Origin of the sequence: Alishewanella sp. BS5-314, from assembly GCF_025377695.1 — a bacterium.
Classification (GTDB): Bacteria; Pseudomonadota; Gammaproteobacteria; order Enterobacterales; family Alteromonadaceae; genus Alishewanella; species Alishewanella aestuarii.
The window spans coordinates 803,213-823,690 of the sequence record NZ_JACEHJ010000002.1 but is presented as its reverse complement, the minus strand read 5'-3'; the positions used below and the strand labels follow the sequence as shown (position 1 = coordinate 823,690).

16 protein-coding genes are annotated in these 20,478 nt (G+C 48.8%); 5 read left to right on the top strand and 11 right to left on the bottom strand.

The window, feature by feature from the left end; translation table 11 throughout:
* Positions 1-16 precede the first annotated feature (16 nt).
* A complete protein-coding gene (locus H1D31_RS08385; RefSeq protein ID WP_261257682.1) occupies positions 17-298 on the top strand; it encodes a hypothetical protein in 282 nt (93 codons plus the stop codon).
* 26 nt (positions 299-324) lie between these two features.
* Here H1D31_RS08385 and H1D31_RS08380 read toward each other — a convergent pair whose 3' ends face one another.
* Positions 325-822 (bottom strand): hypothetical protein, encoded by a 498-nt coding sequence (locus tag H1D31_RS08380; RefSeq protein ID WP_138984171.1) that lies wholly within the window; start codon positions 820-822, stop codon positions 325-327.
* Between the two features lie 331 nt (positions 823-1,153).
* On the opposite strand from H1D31_RS08380, the gene H1D31_RS08375 reads away from it, so the two are divergent.
* Both H1D31_RS08375 and H1D31_RS08370 read left to right on the top strand, forming a co-directional pair.
* Positions 1,154-1,867, top strand: coding sequence for an SGNH/GDSL hydrolase family protein (locus H1D31_RS08375; RefSeq protein ID WP_261257677.1), 714 nt, complete (start codon positions 1,154-1,156; stop codon positions 1,865-1,867).
* Between the two features lie 16 nt (positions 1,868-1,883).
* Positions 1,884-2,483, top strand: coding sequence for a class I SAM-dependent methyltransferase (locus H1D31_RS08370; RefSeq protein ID WP_261257675.1), 600 nt, complete (start codon positions 1,884-1,886; stop codon positions 2,481-2,483).
* Positions 2,484-2,518: 35 nt separating this feature from the next.
* Here the strand turns inward: H1D31_RS08370 and H1D31_RS08365 are convergent, their stop codons facing one another.
* The 7 genes from H1D31_RS08365 to H1D31_RS08335 form a co-directional block, all read right to left on the bottom strand.
* Entirely contained in the window at positions 2,519-3,667 is a 1,149-nt protein-coding gene (locus H1D31_RS08365) for a GNAT family N-acetyltransferase (RefSeq protein WP_261257672.1), read from the bottom strand.
* A gap of 2 nt (positions 3,668-3,669) precedes the next feature.
* A complete protein-coding gene (locus tag H1D31_RS08360; protein WP_261257671.1) occupies positions 3,670-4,563 on the bottom strand; it encodes a DUF4434 domain-containing protein in 894 nt (297 codons plus the stop codon).
* On the bottom strand, positions 4,488-7,310 hold the full coding sequence (locus tag H1D31_RS08355; RefSeq protein ID WP_261257669.1) for an NfrA family protein: 2,823 nt from the start codon (positions 7,308-7,310) through the stop codon (positions 4,488-4,490). Before H1D31_RS08355 ends, H1D31_RS08360 begins: the two co-directional genes overlap by 76 nt.
* 71 nt (positions 7,311-7,381) lie before the next feature.
* Complete coding sequence (locus H1D31_RS08350) at positions 7,382-9,604, bottom strand: glycosyl transferase family protein (protein WP_261257667.1); 2,223 nt, start codon at positions 9,602-9,604, stop codon at positions 7,382-7,384.
* Between the two features lie 86 nt (positions 9,605-9,690).
* Entirely contained in the window at positions 9,691-10,428 is a 738-nt protein-coding gene (locus H1D31_RS08345; protein WP_261257665.1) for a VPLPA-CTERM sorting domain-containing protein, read from the bottom strand.
* Positions 10,429-10,522: 94 nt separating this feature from the next.
* A complete protein-coding gene (locus tag H1D31_RS08340; protein WP_261257663.1) occupies positions 10,523-11,608 on the bottom strand; it encodes an AI-2E family transporter in 1,086 nt (361 codons plus the stop codon).
* A 60-nt stretch (positions 11,609-11,668) separates the two neighbouring features.
* The gene (locus H1D31_RS08335; protein WP_261257661.1) at positions 11,669-12,754 is read right to left on the bottom strand and encodes a phospholipase A; all 1,086 of its coding nucleotides are present in this window, start codon (positions 12,752-12,754) and stop codon (positions 11,669-11,671) included.
* Positions 12,755-12,904: 150 nt separating this feature from the next.
* On the opposite strand from H1D31_RS08335, the gene yghU reads away from it, so the two are divergent.
* Entirely contained in the window at positions 12,905-13,741 is an 837-nt protein-coding gene (gene yghU / locus H1D31_RS08330) for a glutathione-dependent disulfide-bond oxidoreductase (RefSeq protein ID WP_261257659.1), read from the top strand.
* Positions 13,742-13,775: 34 nt separating this feature from the next.
* Here the strand turns inward: yghU and H1D31_RS08325 are convergent, their stop codons facing one another.
* Together H1D31_RS08325 and H1D31_RS08320 are read right to left on the bottom strand one after the other, a co-directional pair.
* A complete protein-coding gene (locus H1D31_RS08325) occupies positions 13,776-14,435 on the bottom strand; it encodes a tellurite resistance TerB family protein (protein WP_261257657.1) in 660 nt (219 codons plus the stop codon).
* A gap of 66 nt (positions 14,436-14,501) precedes the next feature.
* Positions 14,502-15,479, bottom strand: coding sequence for an endonuclease (locus tag H1D31_RS08320; protein WP_261257656.1), 978 nt, complete (start codon positions 15,477-15,479; stop codon positions 14,502-14,504).
* A 235-nt stretch (positions 15,480-15,714) separates the two neighbouring features.
* Here H1D31_RS08320 and H1D31_RS08315 point away from each other — a divergent pair, with 235 nt between their 5' ends.
* A complete protein-coding gene (locus H1D31_RS08315; protein ID WP_261257654.1) occupies positions 15,715-18,699 on the top strand; it encodes a ligand-binding sensor domain-containing diguanylate cyclase in 2,985 nt (994 codons plus the stop codon).
* Between the two features lie 78 nt (positions 18,700-18,777).
* Here H1D31_RS08315 and H1D31_RS08310 read toward each other — a convergent pair whose 3' ends face one another.
* Complete coding sequence (locus tag H1D31_RS08310; RefSeq protein WP_261257652.1) at positions 18,778-20,475, bottom strand: NAD-dependent malic enzyme; 1,698 nt, start codon at positions 20,473-20,475, stop codon at positions 18,778-18,780.
* Positions 20,476-20,478: the final 3 nt, after the last annotated feature.

Genomic DNA, 20,478 nt, shown 5'->3' with positions numbered 1-20,478 from the left:
ATGATTGGATGTCGTAATGCCAACCACTGCGGCTCAACACTGCATGCTGTGCCAACGGCAAGTCGAATTAACCTTTCATCATCTTATTCCAAGAAAAATGCATCGCCGGGCGTTTTTTAAAAAGCATTATGACAAAGCTCAGCTTCAAGCCGGCATTATGCTTTGTATGCTGTGTCATAAGACTATCCATCGGTTTTACGACGAAATGACCCTGGCTAAAGAATACAACAGCCTGGCATTGCTGCTGACGAGCGATAAAGTCCAACAGCACATCGAATGGGCTAAAAAGCAACGCTAGGCGGTACCTAAATGGCACACAACCATCTATGGGTTTTGCTTAGACCATTGGCGCTCAAACTCGCGACGTTGGTCGGCTTTATCCTCTGCGCAGAATACAAAATCCTCTGGTGCAGTATCTCTGCTGCGGCAACGAGCGGGGATCTTGTAAAAAGCATCCCAGGCAGCACTTTTTTCAGGTGAGAAAACGTGGTTTCTAGCACTGAAGTTTGCCCTGGGTGAGCGTGTAACAGAAGACGTTGTAGCGGAATAGCTCGTAGTTTGCTCAGAGCGCACCGGTGTTTGTATTGAACTTAACCGACGTTCCTGGACTGGTTTCTTACAATGGGTTGATATGAGCATAAATAGCTCACGATCGCGTTTGTTCAAATAATTGCGTTCAGAAACACCATAACCACTGTTAAAACGCTTTCTAATGGTTTCACGCTCTGCATTGAGGGAATCACATCGGCGTTGGCTGTATTGGTCGTTGGCCAGTGCCGCAAGAGGAAAAATTAATAACGCTGCAGTAAGTATCCGCTTCATTCAACATCCTGTCATAGAGGGTTACATAATTTGTTACTCACCTTAAGCGAAAATGGTGCCGGAGAAAAGACTAATAGTTATTGCGGTTAGTCTGCTAAGGTGATTAAGCTTATGGGACGAGGTCAAGCGGCCAAAGGGTTGGTTAGACTGGCTATGTCTATTTTAAAAGCTTTCTTCGCCTAAGCTATAATAGCCCATAATGTATATTATGTTAAATGTATTAAATGCTGGAAATGTCTAAGCAACTGTATTTGATAGATTTAGTGTTATAATCCTAACTTCGGATTTATAGCGAGTTTTGAGAACAGCTTATATGCAGGTATTTTGGTACTTGGTCACTGCTCTGCTTTGGCCATTATTACTTTGGCAAGGCAAGCGCCTGCGCAAGCTGGCTGTGCGGTTACCGGAAGCCACTGGTGACAGAGCTGGCAGTATTGCTGCAAGCAATGCTGCACAACAATCTGTATTAAGAGTTTTGATTTGCGGTGACTCGGCGGCAGCTGGTGCCGGTATCGCTTCGCAGCAACAAGCGCTGGCAGGCTACCTTACCCGGGCGTTAGCAGTTACGAACACAGTAGAATGGCAATTAGTCGCGCAAAGCGGTCTCTGTTGTAACGGGCTGGTTAAGTTACTGCAAGATCTGCCAGAGCAACGCTTTGATCAGATCTATGTTTCGATTGGCGTGAATAATGTCACTGCTCTGACCGGAAATCGCCAGTACCTCGAGCAGTGTCGGGAATTACTCACATTGCTTAGCAACCGATTTCAGTCGCCACAGATTATTATCAGCGCTATACCTCCGATGCAGCAGTTTACCGCGCTACCCTGGCCGTTAAATCAGTGGCTTGGGTTGAAGGCCCGGTTGTTAAACAAGGTTTTAACGCAAGAGCTAGCCCAGTGGCCCAATGCAGTAATGGTTGATGCTAAGCTGCCGTTAAGCCCGGAGCTGCTGGCAGCAGACGGCTTTCATCCTTCGGCTAAAGGTGCGGCGCTTTGGGCGCAATTACTACTGGAAACCGCTGCTACAGACTGTGAGCAAACCTAAGATAAGTGTGATAACGATGAACGATAGCGATCTACCCTACTCGCAAGCCTGTGAAAATAATAAGTCTCCTATTCTGTCGGTATTAAATCAGGCTTTTGCCAATTGCCAGCAGGTACTGGAAATTGGCAGTGGTACTGGCCAGCATGCGGTTTACTTCGCCAGTCAGCTGGCTCACCTTAGCTGGCAAAGCAGCGATCAGCACTGCAATTTACCGGCACTGGCTGAACGGATCCGCCGTGCGGCTTTAGCCAATTTGCCGTTACCCCTGGCACTGGATATCAGCAATGACAGCGCGCCCGCGCAGCGATTTGATGGTATTTTTACTGCCAATACCTTACATATTATCAGTTGGCAACTGGTTAAGCGCCTGTTTAGGCGCTTAGATGAGTTTGCCGCACAAGAAGCAACGCTATGTATCTATGGGCCTTTTAACTATCAAGGCGAATTTACCAGCGCCAGTAACCAGGCTTTTGATGCCAGCTTAAAAAGTCGGGATCCGGCGATGGGTATTCGCCATTGCGAAGACATTCTGCAACTGGCTGCGGCACAAGGTTTTTTGCTACAGCAGGATATCGCGATGCCGGCGAATAACCGGCTACTCTGGTTTAAACGCTAGCCGCTGCTTCAATACCCATTTATTCAACCAGAGCTTTATTTAACCAGAGCTTTGTAGGGTAAAGCCGCCTCTGCAGCTTGAAGATAGTGCTGCAAATGCCGCTGCTCTTGTTTGAAATAGCCCTGGATCGCAGCTGATAACGGCGTATCAGCAAAACAGTAGGCACCATAGCGTAGTACCGGAGCAAAACCGCGTTTTAGCTTATGTTCACCTTGAGCACCGGCATCAAAAAACGCTAATCCCCGCTTGATGCAATACTCAATACCCTGATAGTAACAAAGCTCAAAATGCAGATAATCATTGTGTTCCAGTGCCCCCCAGTAACGGCCATAAAGCGCATCCTTACCCCGAAAACAGAGTGCAGCAGCAACAATCTGCTGCGGTTGTTGCGAGTCAAAAGCCGCAAATACTACGATCTGTGTCGCCATTGTTTTCGCCATTAGTTGAAAGCTTTGTGGCGTGATATAGCCGTGATGGCCGGAACGTTTGAGGTAAGTGGCCTGATAACAACGGATCAATTGTTGCCAGTGGTTATCGGTAAGCTGCTCACCGGTCAGAGTTTGCAAGCTAAGTCCGGTACAGGCGGCGCGCTCCTTGGCAATTTGTTTGCGTTTGCGCGAGTTCAGCCTAGCCAGAAAGTCGTTAAAATCTGTGTAACGCTGATTTTGCCAGAGAAATTGCACATCATATCTAAGCCATAGCCCCTGCTCTGCTAAGGACGTAGCTAGCTCAGCCTCTGGGTAGAGCCACTGCACACTATGTAGCTTACCTTGGTTTAGCTCAGCTTTTAGAAACTGACAAACCACGTGTAGCACCGCATATTGATCAGTGCCTTGCCGCATGCCAAGCCTTGGCCCGGTCACCGGCGTAAACGGCAGCGCCGCTATCCATTTTGGATAATACGGTAACTGCAATTGCTGATAGGCCTGCGCAATTTGCCAGTCAAACAGATACTCGCCATAAGAGTGAGTTTTTAAGTAGCCAGGTACTAAGGCAACCAACTGCTCGCCTTGCCAAACGGCAAGATGCTGGCTTTGCCAACCGCTATTACTATCAACACTTTTTCCGTTCGCCAGCGCATTAAGAAAAGCGTGATCGGTGAATGGAAAGCCTGATTGAAAGAGCGTAAGCCAGCAATTTTCAGAGATTTGACTTAAATCTGTTAACCACTCTGCGCGAAGCATCGTTAGTCCTTTAAAGGCAATAAAGCATCAGACAAGGACAGGTATCGCAACGAGAATAACAGTACATTATGACAGGGTTTGATCTCCGCTAAGGCCTGTTGTAACTCTGTTGATGATGCACTTCGTGCCGCGAACTCCCCGTCGTAGCTACCGTCACGGAAAGCTTCAACAATCAGACCGACATCACAATCTAAAGCTGCCAGCAGTTCTTGCCTATAGTCTGGCGAGACCAAGGCCGCGCCACTACCATCCTGCAGCCATAACTGTACCCCGGACATTTGTAACTGCCGTAGTGCTTTTCGAAACAATACTGGCGCAAGCTGGCCGTTTGCAAACACCGAGATCATTATTGGCTTTTTGGTGTGCTGTTGTAACGCCTGTAACTGGTGTTTTAAATGCAGTACGCTGGCTGCAGACGTTAAATCCAGGTCAAACAGCTCAAGTGGAATAAACCACCCCGCCACATTTGGCGGCAACTCTGGATAATTAACGGGTAAGATTTTAAGGTCAGCTGCAAAGTTGGCAAACTGGGACTCAACATAACTGCGCCGGCTATCGCGTGTCCAGTCGTGCTTAAACTGCTCTGGATCGGCGCTTAAGCCAAGCCAGACATCCAAAGCCTGTTCCCGGGCAGCATCCAGCAACAAGGTTACCGGCGATTCGGAGTCAAGGAAATGCTGCTCACCATACTGACTCCATTGCACAACAAGTTGCTTATATCCTGCTTGACGGACATTCGACATTAAAGACCGCCAATCTGCAACCGTCAGATGTCTGTCACGGTTCAGCGGCTGATAAAATACGCCTGTCGCTGCGCCTTCTACCAAACAGCTGAAAACTGCAGATACCAGGCATGCTGCGCCGGCAATGTTACGCCATCTAGCTGGTAACGCCATTCTAATGATACCTCTAAGCGTTGGTGTAACGCCTGCCCCAACCAACGACGCCAACTCAGGCCCAAACCAGCCGTTGTAAGATGACCATCATCGAAGGTCGCGTCATTTTTTAATTTGCGGTAGTCAAATTGCGCCAGCCAATACGCCTTAACGGCATCAGCTTGAGTATCCGGCAAGGCATAAACCACGCCTTGATCCCAACGCAGCACTAGCTGATTATTACCTGACTCCGGCCATAAAACAAAATCCGTATACAGTCGCCGCTCATACCAGGACCTTTGTTCTGGCCGCCAATCAGCCTGCCACGGTGCCTGGTTAAAAAGATCGGCACTCAGGCGCAACATAGAGCGCCAGTCGCCACCACTTAATGGTACTTTCTCCATCGCAGCGGCCAGCCAAATATTCTGTTTTTCAAAGGGTTTATAGCTTAGACCAAGCTGCAAGCCCTGTTGATCCGTTAATTCTGTTTCGCCGCCGCTACTCAGCATTAGATAACCACTAAAATTCTGATGTAAGGGATCAAGAAAATAGTCTGTCCGCAGCACTGAGCTATATTTTTGTGCTACACCAGTATTAAGTAGTTCCGGGCTACTAAAACCGTTTTCAACAAAACTCGCTCCGAGACTAAAACGCCAGGGGGAGTTAAGTTGTTGTGCGAGCCGCTGAATAGCAAGATGTTCAGTCTGGCGCACCGGGTCATCCGCCCACTGGGTAGCCAACAGTGCCTGCGGTGCGGCCTGAGCAGCATTTCCTGTCAGATAGTACAAGTACGCCAGCTGGGTTTGCATATTCGACTCAACCTGGTCGGTTGCGGTTGCTATCAGCTGTTCAAATAGTGCTATAGCTCTTAGCGGATCTGTTTCTGCTATTGCATACGCCAATTCTGCGCGTACTTGCCGCGCATATGGCTCTGCCTGTATGGCGAGTTCCCACGCCTGTATTGCATCCGCCATTCGCTGTTGCTGCTGATACGTTCTTGCCAAAGTACTCCATTTTTGCGCAGCCAACTCATCAGGTACCGGGAGCGTTTCAAGCGTTTTTACCGCGAGATCAAGCTGTTGGTTTTGACGTGCCAATTCGGCCAGCCGCAATCTTTGTTCGATAGGTAAGTTTGGATCATTAACTGAAGCCAGGGTTTCAAACGCAGCGGCAAAATCTCCCTGTGCTTCCTGCAAATAAGAAATCTGAATCAGGTATTCGCTATCTGCCTGTTGTTGATACAGATATTGCCAATATTGAATCGCATAAGCTGGATTACGCTGTGACTCGCATAGTGCCAAAGTTCGCCAACCGGCAACAGAAACCGGCTCAGGAGAGAGTAAACTGCGAGCTTGGTCACATTGCCCTACCAAGCGCCAAAGCTCCGCCCGTTGCGCCTGATACTGTGGCCAATTGCTTAATAAATTCAGTACCTCAGCTTTCGGACTTTGCGAAAGCAGATTCAGTAAACGCTCAGCCAGTTCCCGGTTATCCAGCCAGTCGTTATGCCATGGCAGGCTATTTACCAGTATATTCAACGCGGCATCCTGCCGTTCTGATTTTATATAAGCAACACTGAGGCGATTTAGCACCTCCGCTTTCGGAAATTGTTGGTAGAGCCGTTCCAGATATATAACCTGCTGCTCTGGTTCATTTAATTGGTCCAACAGATTCACAGCCAAGCCGTAATCATCGCTGTGCAGCGGTTGTTGGAATAAACGCTCAAGTACCGTTGAAACACGACCTGCCGTTAGCTCACGCGCACGTACTATGCGGTCGCGTTCCCGCTTCGCAGCAATGCTGCTGAGCCTGGCATTGACTAATTCTGGTGTTGTTGCCATTTTCTCAGCGTATACCAACCAGCGTTGCTGATCCGTTATCGGGTGACAACGGCGAAATTGTGCTGCGGCCAGTTTAGTTTCATTAAGCTGAAGTAACAGCTCTGTCTGATCCAAACAGTCAACCTCACCCAGAGCGCTGTAGTATTGCAATTGCGCAACATCTCTCAGATTCCATGCCGCTATTGTCAATTGACGGGCTTCAGATTGCGCAAGCTTATCAACTTGTTGTAACCCACTAGCCAATTCCAGAGCAATTTGCCAACCACCTTGAGCAAGTTGTAGTTGTAAAAGTTGTCTGTAACAGGCTGCTAACTCTGGTGCGGGTTGGCTGGCAAGCGCAAATTCTGTGGCCTTCTCAGTTTCTGCAAACGAGGCAAGAACCAGACAGTATTCGGAACGATAGTCGGGGATGTTGTGCTGCGCTAACAGTCGCAAATAATCAGCCTCGGCCTTCGGTAACTGCGACTGTGTTACCGCATATCTGGCCCGATATAACAATAAATCCAGCTCAGGTTCGGTTAGTAGCGCAAGCCAATCAGCAGCTAGCTCAGGCTTGTTGACTGAAATATAGTGTTGGGCAAAATGGGTCGCAATCTTCTGCTGCAAGCCAGCAGGGACAGCATCATAGAACTTTCGGACTTCTTCCTGATCCTGAACGCTGACTATTTCAAACAGGCGGTATACCCAAGACTCCCAAAACGCCTGTTGTTCCGTATCAGGTAACAGCGCAATGGTTGTCGCTGCCTCCGCCAAATAGGCTGATTTGAGCTGCAGCTCTGCTAATTTTCTAAGGAAAGGTAAATGATTAGGAACAATACCTAATGCATATTCCAGCTGTTTGCTGGCAGCACGAAAATCCTGTTGTTGCTCCAGACGATATGCCTTTTCTACATAGGGATAAACCCGATGTGTTTGAAAATTTGACAACGTATCAGCCCAATCTGGTGTCGCTGCTGCTAAGTTAAACGAAGTAAACAAACCAAACAGAAGGCAAGGAATTATACGCACGTTGCTGCCCTACTATCACTTGATTCAAAAAGTTGAGCAAAGAGCTCGGTTAAACTGGGTTGGTAAGCCTGTTGTAAGCTCAGAGTTTGTTGCAGAACCGCGTCACTGATCAGATTCTCACTCAGCAGATACTCTCCCAACCTTTGCTCACCGCTATAATCAAAATTGATCAGCACCTGGTTGACAACACTGGCTTCAAGCATTGACGCTTGCAACAGCGCCTCGCCAAACTGGATCCGGGTAGAAAAGTATTGATCGCGAAGTAAGTTTGCCTGCTCAGTCGTTAGCTTACCTTGCGCCAGATAATGGTTAAGCTCTGGCTCGGGGTTAGCATCTTTTTGGTATTTATACCAATAACGTAAAGCCAAGGTCACAGCGCCACCCTGACAGATAACATAACTAATATGTCGTTGCAGCTGCCTTTCCATAGCGCCAATGGCTACCGGAGACAAGCTACTTTCCCGCGCCAGCAACAGCGTTTTACCATCATCCTGTAATGGGATAACACTGTACTTTAAAGCAAGCTTTTCCGGAAACTGCGTAATAGGTTTTGCGTTTAGTGTAAAAGGATCTAATCGTTGATAAGAAACGCCAGCTTGCTCGGCCAATATTTCCCCTAGCTGGTCAGGAGTCAGGAAGCCTAACCTTACCATGACCTGACCAATCTTCTCACCGCGGCGTCGTTCTTGCAGTGCTAACTCAAGTTGTTGCTCTGTCAACAGTCCGGCTTTAAGCAACATGCCGCCAACAGTTAAGCCGAGTTGCCGATCACTGACGGTCGGGTAAATGTGCTGTGTTTTGTCCCAGGCTACCCGGCGCGGATCACCTTGTGCAATAACCTGGCGGATTGCCCGGATATTGGCGCAAAAGTTAATGATATTGCCCCAGAATTGACGCGGTACAGACATCAGCGCCTGACCAATACCGTAATAGCGGCGCACAAAAATGGCACGTTGTATGGTACGGTTCAAAAACAGTACCAAGTTGGCACTGAGTAACGCAACGATCAGGGGATCTCCGCTATAAAGGTCAATAAATCGATATGGCTCCTGAGCCAAGAATTGGTAACATGTCAGCGCAATTAGCTGGAAGAATACTAAGGTCGCTAAAAAGCTCACAAAATAACTGATCACCCCTTTACGATCGCGCCATAGAAAGTAGTTTAGTTTCCAGTTATCGCTCCATTTATGCGTTTTCATGCCCTGAAATACAATGCCAATAATCCACCGGCTTTTTTGTCTGATCGCTTTGGACAAGGTTTCCGGGAAATACTCTCTAACACAAACTACGTTACCTTCCAGCCTGTTACGACTGGCTGCTTTTTCGGCAAAACTGGCTAAGCCGTCATCCTGAACGGAGAAGCGGACAAAGATCTCAGACATCCCCCATTGCTTTAAGCGAAAGCCGATATCGTAATCTTCTGTCAGAGATTGTACGTCGAACGGTAAGCCGTCACCCTCCGCAGAAAGTTTAAGAATGGCGCGGCGGCTAAAGCAGGTGCCGACACCAGCACTGGGTACCTGACCAACCAGCGCCTCGCGAACAACAACATCTTTACCGTGCATCTCAGAAAACTCATCCAGATAGTGTCCGGACGTAAACGAAAACAATCCGGTAGCAAAAGGATACACCGGCAGTTGGATCAGATCCTTTCTGGGCAGCAAATAGTTAAAAAGACGCAATTCCATCGCTGAAATCACATCTTCAGCATCATGCATGACAAAACCGGCAAAACGAATATTGGCTTTGAGCTCGAACTCAAGGATTGACGCAATAACATTATTTAGGCAGTCGGCTTTACTGGTTGGTCCGGGGCGGGCGCAGACTACCTTATGGATATGTGGAAATCGCGCACAAACTGCATCAACATCTGCCTGCGTCTCTTCGTCATTCGGATAGGTGCCGACGAAAATCTGATAGTTTTCATAATCCAGCTCCGAGGCGGCAAATTCAGCCATTTTGCCAACAACGCCCACCTCTTGCCAGGCCGGAATCATAATGGCGATAGGTTGCTCTTTTGAAAGAAACAGCTTTTTCTCATCAAACGCCGGTTGCTTCCGATAAACGGTAACTTTGCGCCATATACGGCGAACCCAATACACCAAATCTATAAACAGGTCATCAAGTGCAAAGAATAGTAGTGCGAACAGTAGAATAACGGAGATAGTTTTCAGCAGATATAGGTAAATAGCTGCGATATCTACAAAAATCATCAAAACATCCTACATCTCGAACTTAATAAAAAAAGAGATCAACTACTTGCGGTAGTTGATCTCGTACGTAGTTTGGATAAATGAAACTAGCGCGTTACCCTACGCCGCCGCTTCAGCGCTAGTAAGGCTAACCCTGAAAACAACAGCCAAGAAGATGCTGTCGCGGGTACCGTGATGGTGGCGCCTGGCGTTGATAAAGCACCACGATCCCGAACAAGTAACGAGGCGACATTAATTAACGGATTTCCGATGACATCTTGCGCACTCCATAATGGCGAGTTTTCATCAGTAAAATATCCGCTTGCGCACAATAACGAATACGTCGCGCAGTTAACTGCTGAGTTATTCCAGGCAAAATCGGCCATCCAAACCGAATTAAACTGCTCCTGCACATAAGTACCAAACTGCCAGTAAGTGTAACCTTCAAAATCATAACCATTTTGTTCGGTAAAGGCAGGACCGGTGCCGTTTAGTAAGAAGAACAATGCTGAACCGGCTTTTTGTCCCTCAGACCAGCCATTAGCATAAGGATCTGAGTCAAACCAATGATGGATTAATTGAAGCTCTTGCAGCGTCGCCCAGCGCCACCCGTCAGTATTGGCCTGGATAAAACTATCAATATCAGATTTCTCTGCCTGAGTTGACGCTCCCAGCGTATCACTCCAGCTTAGGCGGGCAATATCCAGATTTGCATCGAGCAGTGACCAATACATTGCATTCTGGGTGTCATTCGTATAATTGGTCAAAGGAACAACACTACTTTTTACGGAAAACACACTTAAGGTCGAGAGTAATATCGTTAAACAGACTGCTTTTTTAATCATTTAAAAAATTCACCAGAGCAATGTAATAATAAAAAAGTATTACGCCATTCTAACATTAGGGTAAAAATTGGCAATCACTAGCCGGTAATTTTGTTTAACTTTTATCCTGCTTCTCTAAGAAGTCTCTAAACTCAATGGTATAAATGCGCAGCAACACCAGTGTCAGCGCAAAAATAATTGGGCCATAGATCACACCGATCAGCCCAAACAATTGGATCCCTCCGATTAATGACAGGAAAATCAATAAGGTGCTCATATTAGAACTGCCTTGCATCAGGATCGGCCGCAAGACATTATCAATAGAACCGACGACCACCACGCCCCAGCCGGCGAGAAACAAACCCCAACCCCAATCACCAGTAAGGATCAGATATAAACTGGCTGGTAGCCAGATCAGCGCCGTACCCACGGCCGGTATAAAAGAGGCAAAGGCCATCATGGTGCCCCAGAACAATCCCGGAAAGCCAACAATGGCCATAGCAATACCGCCGGCAATACCCTGCGCGATAGCAGTAAGCACCGAACCCAATACTGCGGAACGGGCGACCATCTTTGCTTCAGTTAGTAAGGCTTCTTCTTGAGAGCGTGAAAGCGGTAAGACCCAGTGCAGGGTATCAACAATTTTGGCGTGGTCGCGCAGTAAAAAGAACAGCACGAACAACATCAGAATAAAACTAAACACCAAACCGGTCAGATCACCTACTAATTTGGTGCTAAGATTCAGTAGCTCTTTACCAAAACCTGCGGCGAACTCGCTAATCCTTTCAATAATACTTCTGGCATCCAGGGTTTCACCGGGTAGCCACTCTGCCAGAAAAATCTGCAATTGCTGTAAATAAGGATGTTGTAATAGTTGCTCCGCACCACCCTGCCCAAGCCAGCTATAGCTTTGTTTGGTAAAAGTTAAACCCTGCTGCACTATGGCGCCAAATACCAGGGCCGCCGGCACCAGAATCACGACTACCAACAACAGCAGCGATACTGTCGCTGCCAAATTTGGTTTGCCAGGCAATTTGGTTTCAATCCATTCATGCACCGGAAAACACAGTAGCGATAACACAAAAGCCAATACGATAGCGCCAATATAAGGCGCTATTAGCAGGTAACTGCCATAGAGCGCCAGTAATAGCGCAACAATCAGGATATAGTGGCGTGATTCAATCTGAAATTTAGCCGGCATGCGTCTTCCCTTCACAATTTACTGACCTTTAGCTCGCTGCGTACCCAATCTTTATAGGTATCAGAAATTAAACAACATTACGCCTAAGCCTATACTATTTTGCCGATGATTGTAATCCAGTAAGGTCTCGGCGTAACCGGAAAATAGCTGTAAATGCAGCCGTAAACCATCGGGTTGTTGCTTATTGATTGGATAAGTCAAATCCAGCTGCCAAGAGCCCTTGGAAAAATCCTGCCAGTTCATTCTGCGCGTTAATGAAGCGGTGGCACTGCCCGGTAGCCAACTCAGTTGTAGCTCGGTACTGCCCAGGAAGTTTGTCAGATCCGGGTTATCGTCTTCCGACAATGATTCAGCAACCCGTTTATTAAACTTCAGCAAAAGTCCAACCTGCTCACGCTCGAACGCTGCCGCGGTATAAAAGCGGTTCCAGCTGCGCGATAACGGCTCGCTCTGACCGTTAGATTGGTGCACAAAACCAAATTGCAGCATCTGTAATCGCCAGCCAAAAGGCAAAGCGCCTAGGTACTCGGCCGTCGGAATTACATAAACCACCTCCGGCTGATAGTCGGTACTACGAAAAGGTGCCGAGTCTTCAGAGTTCCACAGCTGCCACATTGAGGTCTGGGTGTAGGCGAACCAGAGATCGGCATTGGGCAATAGCCAGTCTTCAAGAATTTTCGCCCGTAGTGATACCTGCAGCTTGGTTTCAATATCTTTATAGTTTTCCTGTAGCTCAGCACCGCTGCGGGTTGGACTTGCCGGTTGGCGGTTTACACCGCTACTGTAATGCACTGGCAAAATAAAGTTAGGTTGATAGGTACGCACCCGAAAGGTGCCGCGTTTATCCTGTTCGGTAAGTTCCCACAAGCTTTGTAGGATGGTAGCAACTGGAATTACCGGCGCAGCTGTGACTGGCTCGGCGTCCGTCGTATCGGGCTGTTCTGCTACAGTTTGGGCAACCGCCGTTACTGGCTGTCGCTCAGCCAGTAAACGCTGCTTTTGCATGGCTTTGACTATATCGTCATAACAACTGAGTCGCTGCTGATCGGCAAGGGCTAAACATTGTTCCAGACGTTGCTCCGCCTCAGCGCCCAGTGCCGGGTTAACAATACCCAAGGCGACGGCCAAAGCAATTAATCTCTGCATAAATTACTCCCTGTAGCGATCTCAAACTAACTTAGTGTACGGGATAAAAATGACAAATAGCTGAACTGAACTGTAAAAAATGTCTTAATGGCCTTGTAGTTTATCAATATCAGCCCGATTTACGACAACAGCAGATCACAGGAGCACAGGATGACAACCTCATATACCCCACCCGCAGTCTGGCAATGGCAGTCTGAAAACGGCGGCGCCTTTGCCAGTATCAACCGCCCGGTTTCCGGCGCTACTCACCAGCAGCCTTTACCCGTTGGCGAACATCCGCTGCAGCTATATTCACTGGCGACGCCCAATGGTATTAAAGTCACGATCTTACTGGAAGAGTTATTAGCTGCCGGTCATGCGGCTGAATATGATGCCTGGCTTATCAGTATCAAAGACGGTGCGCAATTTGGCAGTGGCTTTGTCGAACTGAATCCTAACTCGAAGATTCCGGCATTATTTGACCGTGACAGCGGCATCCGGGTATTTGAATCTGGCTCAATTTTGCTGTATCTGGCAGAAAAATTTCAGGCCTTTCTGCCCACTGATCCAGGCGCCCGAACTGAAGTGATGAACTGGTTATTCTGGCAAATGGGTAGCGCCCCCTTTGTTGGCGGCGGCTTTGGTCATTTTTACGCCTATGCGCCGGAAAAATACGAATACCCGATCAACCGCTATGCTATGGAAACCAAACGTCAGTTGGATGTGCTGGATAAGCAGCTGGCGCGCCAGCCCTTTGTTGCTGGCAACGAATATAGCATTGCCGATATGGCAATCTGGCCCTGGTATGGCGGCCTGGTATTGGGCCGGCTTTACAATGCGGCTGAATTTTTGGATGTCGGCAGCTACCAGCATGTGTTGCGCTGGGCACAACAACTGGATGCACGTCCGGCGGTAAAACGCGGCTATCTGGTAAACCGTAACTTTGGTGATACACCAGGTCTGGCTGAGCGCCACAGCACGGCTGATTTTGCGACCTTCGGTTTGTAAAGGTAGGCGCCGGTAGCGGCGCCTACTTTTTCGTTTATCCGGCCACCAATTGGCCTGCAGCCTTAACTTGCTGCCGCAGCTCCAGCTGCAAGCTTTCCGGTAACTTTAGCTGTCTGGCCAACTCGGTCAGATAGCTACGCTCCATAAAGCTTTCTTCATCGATCACCAGCAGGGTCGCCATATACATCTCGGCAGCCAGTTGTTCTGAGGTAGCTAATCTTGCCACCGCGGCCGGATCCAGTGGTTTTTTCAGTTCAGCATCAACAAATTGCCGGATCCCGGCATCCGTGGTCAGTCTGCTGATTTCCTGCTCAATCAGCTGTAGCTCACGCTCATCAATATGACCATCCGCTTTTGCAGCAGCAATCAAGCAGACCAGAATGGCACGGCAACCGCTTTCAGTATGCAGCTCGGCCGCTGTGCTGCTTGCTGGCTGATTTCCCTGTTGCTGCTGCCAGTTACCATAGGCCTTGTAAGCCAGTATACCAAGCGCGGCCAGGCCACCGTAGGTTAGCACCTTGCCACCGAGTTGCCGGCCCTTTTTACTTCCCAGCAAATACCCTAGTGCGCCGCCGGCTACCGCAGCACCGGCCCGACCTTTTAATAAGTCATTGATGCTACCACCGGTGCCCGGTGCACCAGTAAGCCCTGTACCATTACTCAGTAATTTGTTAAGAAAATCTTTATTTAGCATAGCCGGCTCCTTAGTTAAGATTTTGCTTAGAGCTTACGGCGGTAAATTAATTCCTTGGTCTGTTTTTTATATTGCCGGACAATTCGCCGCCACCCGATAGCCCTGTTGCTCGGCTTCAGATATGGTTTGGAAAATCACCCGGTTTGCTGGCGCCATACTTTGATAATTGGGGCAATCCGGCCGGTGATAGATTTTGGAGTTGCGGTTAGCATGGATTGGACCTGTCACTTTGCTGCTGCTTTCCACTTTGGCAACCTGCGTGTCGTTGCGGTTGTCCCAACCGGCAGCGGTTAAGCCAATGCCGCTGGTAGCAAAGCCTAGCTGCCAGCTTTTTTCACCGGTTACAAAAGGATTATTACGCTCGGTCTGCATAGCTGTGCGCTGGTGGATCTGCCGCTCTTTCTCTGAAACCGGATCCTGACTGTGCCAAGCCAGAAACATTTGCTGATCCTGGCGGCTTAATTTCAGGTTGTAGCGATCGGCCATATAAAACGCCACCCGCGCAATATCGCCGCGGATATCTGCCTTGGGCTGAACCTTACGCTGTTTGGTATCAATCCGGATATCACAGCGGCCAAACTGACCGCTGAATTCTTGCCCAACCATACCAAAGGGCAGATCGGCCCGCAGACCATTGATCTGTCCTACGGCATAGGTCAGGTTAAACAGATCAGCTTCAATCAGGTTAAATAACGGATCCTGTTGCTGGCAGTTCTTACGGCCGCCGTTTTGCCAGCATTTTAATTGCTTCCCCACCCAGGAGATCGGAATAATATGCTCCACTTCTGAACGAGCTGCTCTGGCCAGCGTTGCCTCACTGGGGGTACCCCGGGGCGCATAGACTTCGAAGCCACAGCTTTGATGATCAACCCGACCACCACTGCGTCCAACCCAACTGATCGCACAATCGCAATAAAAGGTACGTTCATGGCCCTGATAAATTTGCTTGAGGGTAACTTTGGCCTGTTCAAAATTGCCTGGATTGGCAAATACCGGACTGCTAATGCTAAGCAGCAGAATAACGAACAAAAAGTGTCTGATCACAACAACTACCGCGCCGGCCGTGGACGCTCTGATGACTGCAAGTCAAAACCGGCCTGTTCTGACTTTGATCCTGTTGCGAACCCAATTTGTCCGCCAACCCTGATCTTAACAGTAAACACCTTGCAGATTAAAGCTTGCGATCTGCTTAACCTGACGCCAGACCAAGGTCAGATTGTGCTTTTTTATTAAAACAGGTATAACTTGAATACGCTCAAATAATATTAGTCCGGGTCTGATGTCAAAGTTGTTGCAACCCTTGCTACTTCTACTGGCGATATGCTGTTTCAGTGCTGTTGCAGACATAGACTATGTGTTTAGCCCACCTACCGATAAGCTGACCGCCCGACAGTCTTCGGTTTATCACATCACTCAGGACCAGCATGGCTTTATGTGGCTGGCAACGGACAGCGACGGACTGTTACGGTTTGATGGCAGCGAAAGCGTTAATTGGCTAAGTGTCGCAGAAAGTGGTTTACGGCGGCAAAATGTCAATAAATTTGTATTAGAGAATAATGGCGCTATCTGGATGGCCAGTTGGGGTCATGGTTTAACCTATCTCGCTGCTGCAAACGATGTTCAGTACAATTTCCGGGCCGATAGCGGCGATCCTGACGCGCTGGCATCTGATCGGGTACAAACCTTATTTCTGGATAGCAAGCAACGTTTATGGATTGGTACTGTCGCGGGGGTTAACTATATTGATTTAGCTAACCCCAGGGAGATCAAGCGTTATGCGGCGTCGGAGCTCGAACATCCATTGCATAAGAACCGGATCTGGTGGATCACTGAATCGGCTGAAGGTCTGTGGTTTGCCACCGCTGACGGCATAGTGCTGCTTAATACAGAGCAGCAGGTAAAACGCTATCTGTTGCCGCAACCGGAAAAAAATATCCTTGAACGAGCGCGTGAAGTACGCGCTATTCAGCATTTTAGCTCGGGTATCTGGGCCAGTTCAGCCACGGGGGTTTATCAGTATCATTCCGGCTGTGACTGTTTTGCCCGTCTGGAAATGCCGGCGCAATTCGCCTCTCCCCGAGTAAATGTACTTTATCAGAGTCCGGATAATTATTTATGGGTCGGCAGCACCGAAGGATTATTTTTATATGATACCGAGGCTAAGCAGTGGATTAAAAATCGTCAGGGCTTTAATTATCTGCCGGATGTCGATGTCCGAACCCTCTATGAAAACGCCGACAGCCAACTCTGGGTAGGTAGCCGGGATCAGGGACTCTTTATCGGTAATCCGCAACAACGGGCTTTTCAACCCTTGAGTATTCAACTACCGAGCCCCCTGCAACAGGCGGCAAGTCGTTTAATTAGTGCCCTGTATCAGGACCAGCAACGTAATATCTGGATAGCCGCACACGGTGCCTTAATCTGGCTGGAGCATGCCAGCAACCAGTGGCATCAGGTTCTGTATCGCCAACAACATAATATTCGCAAAATTTATCAATTTGCTTCGCAGCCTGACGGCTCGCTCTGGCTGGCGACTGACAGTGGCTTATATCAAATGCAGGATGGCCGGCTTAGACCAGAACTGGCGCCTTTTGAGCTGGCCGGTATTCCTCCGGGCGCTATTACTGCCTTTCATATCTCTACTGACGGCGATTTCTATCTGGGGGTTTGGCAGCGGGGTCTACTTCGCTGGCAACCGCAAACGCAGCAGGCGACTATTAGCCTGACTAACCTGGCGACAAACAGCGGCGACCAGATTTATCAGATCGTCACTGATCAAAGCGGCAATTTATATGCAGCAACCCGTTACTCCGGATTGTATAAAAGACCTGTCGGGCAAAGCTGGCACCAGGTAGAAACCGGTGTCGCCAATCTGGTTGAAGGATTTAATTGTGTATTACCTGTCGCTGAGACCATAGTTTGGCTTTGCTCCGAATATGGGCTGTGGCGCCTTGATCTACAAAGCGGCAGCAGTTCACAATTTTTAACCGAGCAAGGACTGCCAAGTGTCTTTATTACCGGCGCCTTCCTCGATCAGCAACAACGGTTATGGGCTTTGACTAATCATGGTCCTGCCCGCTTTAATGAGCACAGCCAACGTTTTACCAGTTATAGTCTGAATGACGGTCTACCCGATCTGACGATGCAACGTAATGCCCATCTATTGTTACCCGACGGCAGCTTTTTGCTGGGTACCGCTATGGGGGTCGCCAATAGCAAATTTGATATAGAGGCCGAGTATATGCCTGTGCCCAGAGTCGCGCTGAGCCAGGTTGAAATCGATGGCAGAGATCAGACCCGGCATTATCCTGTTAATCAGACGCAAATTGCGTTACCGGCTAACTTTCGGGAATTGGTGATCGGTGTCTCAGTTCTGGACTACCGTGAACCAGACAAAAACACTATCCGATACCGTCTGCTAGGGTTGTCATCGAACTGGAGTAGCGCAACCCGTAACCGCGAATTACGTTATTTGGGCTTAGCTCCCGGCAATTACCTGTTAGAAGTGATTGGCCAGAATAGTCAGGGTATCCAATCCGCAGAGCCATTGCGGATCCAAATTCAGGTCGCTGCACCCTGGTGGTATTCACCTTACTTATGGATTGTCTCTGCTGTCGTTTTCCTGACTACCTTGTTATTAAGTGTCTATCTGCGAGAGCTTAATTTAAGAAGACGCAACGCACGTCTGGCCGGCCTGGTTAGTGCCAGAACGCAGGAGCTTGAATTGTTAGCACAACAACTGCAAAACAAAGCTGATCATGATGAGCTAACGGGGTTATTAAATCGCGCCGGTTTTACGGAACACTTTCAACGTTTACGTTTACAGTTACAACGCAGTCAGCAATCTCTTAGCCTGGTGTTAATTGATCTGGATTATTTCAAGAGCATTAATGACCAGTTTGGTCACGCCGCAGGTGATGCCGCCCTGCAGCATTTCGCTGCTAAGCTCAGTACAAGGGCAAGAGGCAGCGATCTGACTGGGCGCTGGGGAGGCGAAGAATTTATTCTGGCTCTGGCGGACTGTACAGCAAGTGATGCCAAAGTATTTTGTGAGGCCTTACTACGAGAGATGCAGCAGGAGCCCTGCTCATATCAGGGCGCCATATTAAAGCTGAGCGCAACTTTCGGCATAGCGCAGCTACCCGTCAGTTGCAGTTCGCTCGAACAGTGGGTAAAACTTGCCGACGACGCCCTCTATCAGGGCAAGCATCGTGGTCGCGCTCAGGCCGTTATCGCAAAGCCGACTCAGCTGCTCACCAATTGATGCGCGACCTAAAGCCCTTGCAAAAATAGTAACCGAAACGACGACAGCGAAAAAGCGGGCGATTCACCCGCTACATCGCTAGTTACTGACGCGGCGGTAATTTCGGTACTCCGGCCGCCAGAAATTATCTTCAATTTTTTGCTGCAGCGCGTTGTCGTCCATCTCCAGCGCCAGGCCCTGCTGCATCGCAATCTTAGCGACAGCAAAGGCTATCTTTTTACTTAACGCAGCAAGTTCGGTAAAAGGTGGTAACAAGCCCCCTTTTCCGGTGTTAGCCAGAGGCGAATTCGCTGCCAGGGTTTCACTGGCGGCACGCAACATCTCGTCTGAAATCAGTCTGGCATTAGCGGCTATGACGCCTAAACCGATACCCGGGAAAATATAGCTGTTGTTACACTGGGTAATCAGAAATTCACGGCCCTGATAATGAACAGGCTTAAAGGGGCTACCAGTCGCGACAATCACCTCGCCCTCTGTCCACTCAATAACCTGCTCTGGTGTCGCCTCTACCTGCCGTGACGGGTTACTTAATGGAAAGATAATCGGCAAGGCACAGCCCTTTTTCATCGCGCGGATAATCTGCTCGGTAAATAATCCGGCCTGGCCAGACACCCCAATTAACACGGTTGGCTGAGCACAATGCATTACATCTAACAGGCTTGGATAGTCACCGCTAAAGCTCCAGTTGGCAATATGCGTACTGCTTTGCACTAACGCTTGCTGGAAGTCACGTAAATCCGGCATGGTATCGGTAAGCAGTCCGAAGCGGTCAACCATATACACCTGACTGCGCGCCTGAGCTTCAGCCAAACCTTCAGCCACCATCTGACTGATAATCGCCTCGGCGATACCGCAGCCCGCAGAGCCTGCGCCAACAAAGACCACTTTTTGCTGATGTAATGGCACACTTTTGCTACGGCAAGCCGCAAGCAAGGTGCCCACCGTCACTGCAGCAGTGCCCTGAATATCATCATTAAAACAGCGCACGCTGTCACGATAGCGCTGCAGAATCGGCATCGCATTGGGCTGGGCAAAATCTTCAAACTGGATAATTGCCTCCGGCCAGCGCCGTTTTACCGCCTGAATAAAGAGGTCAATAAACTCATTATATTCCTCCTGCCCAACCCGCGGTTGCCGCAGGCCCATATACATAGGATCGTTAAGTAATTTTTCGTTGTTAGTGCCCACGTCCAGCATCACGGGTAAGGTATAGGCCGGGCTGATTCCGCCACAAGCGGTATAAAGCGACAACTTACCGATAGAAATGCCCATACCGCCTATGCCCTGATCACCCAGGCCGAGCACCCGCTCACCATCTGTTACCACTATGACTTTGACTTTGCTTTTTGTGGCATTACGCAGCACATCATCCAGATTGTAGCGATCGTCATAGCTAATAAAGAGCCCACGGGCGCTGCGATAAATATCAGAAAACTGTTCACAGGCGTCGCCGACCGTCGGTGTATAGATAATAGGCAACATCTCTTCCAGATGTTGTTGCACCAACCGATAAAACAGGGTTTCGTTATTATCCTGAATGGCTCTGAGGTAAATATGCTTGTTAATCGCTTCTTCAAAGCTACGGTATTGCTGATAGCATCGGCTTACCTGCTCTTCAATGCTTTCATAACGTGGCGGCAGCAGGCCGGTCAGGTTAAAGGCGGCTCGCTCTTCCGCGGTAAAAGCACTACCTTTATTCAGTAATGGTGTTTCCAATAAAGCCGAGCCGGCATAGCCGGTATAAAGAGGCCGTTTTTTAGTTGAGACTAAAGACATGAT

What these genes read in the sequence shown, in the direction of transcription:
- H1D31_RS08315 (WP_261257654.1), top strand. Translation starts at nt 15,715, where the DNA reads ATGTCAAAGTTGTTGCAACCCTTGCTACTTCTACTGGCGATATGCTGT.
- yghU (WP_261257659.1), top strand. Translation starts at nt 12,905, where the DNA reads ATGACAACCTCATATACCCCACCCGCAGTCTGGCAATGGCAGTCTGAA.
- H1D31_RS08335 (WP_261257661.1), bottom strand. Translation starts at nt 12,754, where the DNA reads ATGCAGAGATTAATTGCTTTGGCCGTCGCCTTGGGTATTGTTAACCCG.
- H1D31_RS08360 (WP_261257671.1), bottom strand. Translation starts at nt 4,563, where the DNA reads ATGGCGTTACCAGCTAGATGGCGTAACATTGCCGGCGCAGCATGCCTG.
- H1D31_RS08325 (WP_261257657.1), bottom strand. Translation starts at nt 14,435, where the DNA reads ATGCTAAATAAAGATTTTCTTAACAAATTACTGAGTAATGGTACAGGG.
- H1D31_RS08370 (WP_261257675.1), top strand. Translation starts at nt 1,884, where the DNA reads ATGAACGATAGCGATCTACCCTACTCGCAAGCCTGTGAAAATAATAAG.
- H1D31_RS08350 (WP_261257667.1), bottom strand. Translation starts at nt 9,604, where the DNA reads ATGATTTTTGTAGATATCGCAGCTATTTACCTATATCTGCTGAAAACT.
- H1D31_RS08385 (WP_261257682.1), top strand. Translation starts at nt 17, where the DNA reads ATGCCAACCACTGCGGCTCAACACTGCATGCTGTGCCAACGGCAAGTC.
- H1D31_RS08380 (WP_138984171.1), bottom strand. Translation starts at nt 822, where the DNA reads ATGAAGCGGATACTTACTGCAGCGTTATTAATTTTTCCTCTTGCGGCA.
- H1D31_RS08340 (WP_261257663.1), bottom strand. Translation starts at nt 11,608, where the DNA reads ATGCCGGCTAAATTTCAGATTGAATCACGCCACTATATCCTGATTGTT.
- H1D31_RS08365 (WP_261257672.1), bottom strand. Translation starts at nt 3,667, where the DNA reads ATGCTTCGCGCAGAGTGGTTAACAGATTTAAGTCAAATCTCTGAAAAT.
- H1D31_RS08310 (WP_261257652.1), bottom strand. Translation starts at nt 20,475, where the DNA reads ATGTCTTTAGTCTCAACTAAAAAACGGCCTCTTTATACCGGCTATGCC.
- H1D31_RS08345 (WP_261257665.1), bottom strand. Translation starts at nt 10,428, where the DNA reads ATGATTAAAAAAGCAGTCTGTTTAACGATATTACTCTCGACCTTAAGT.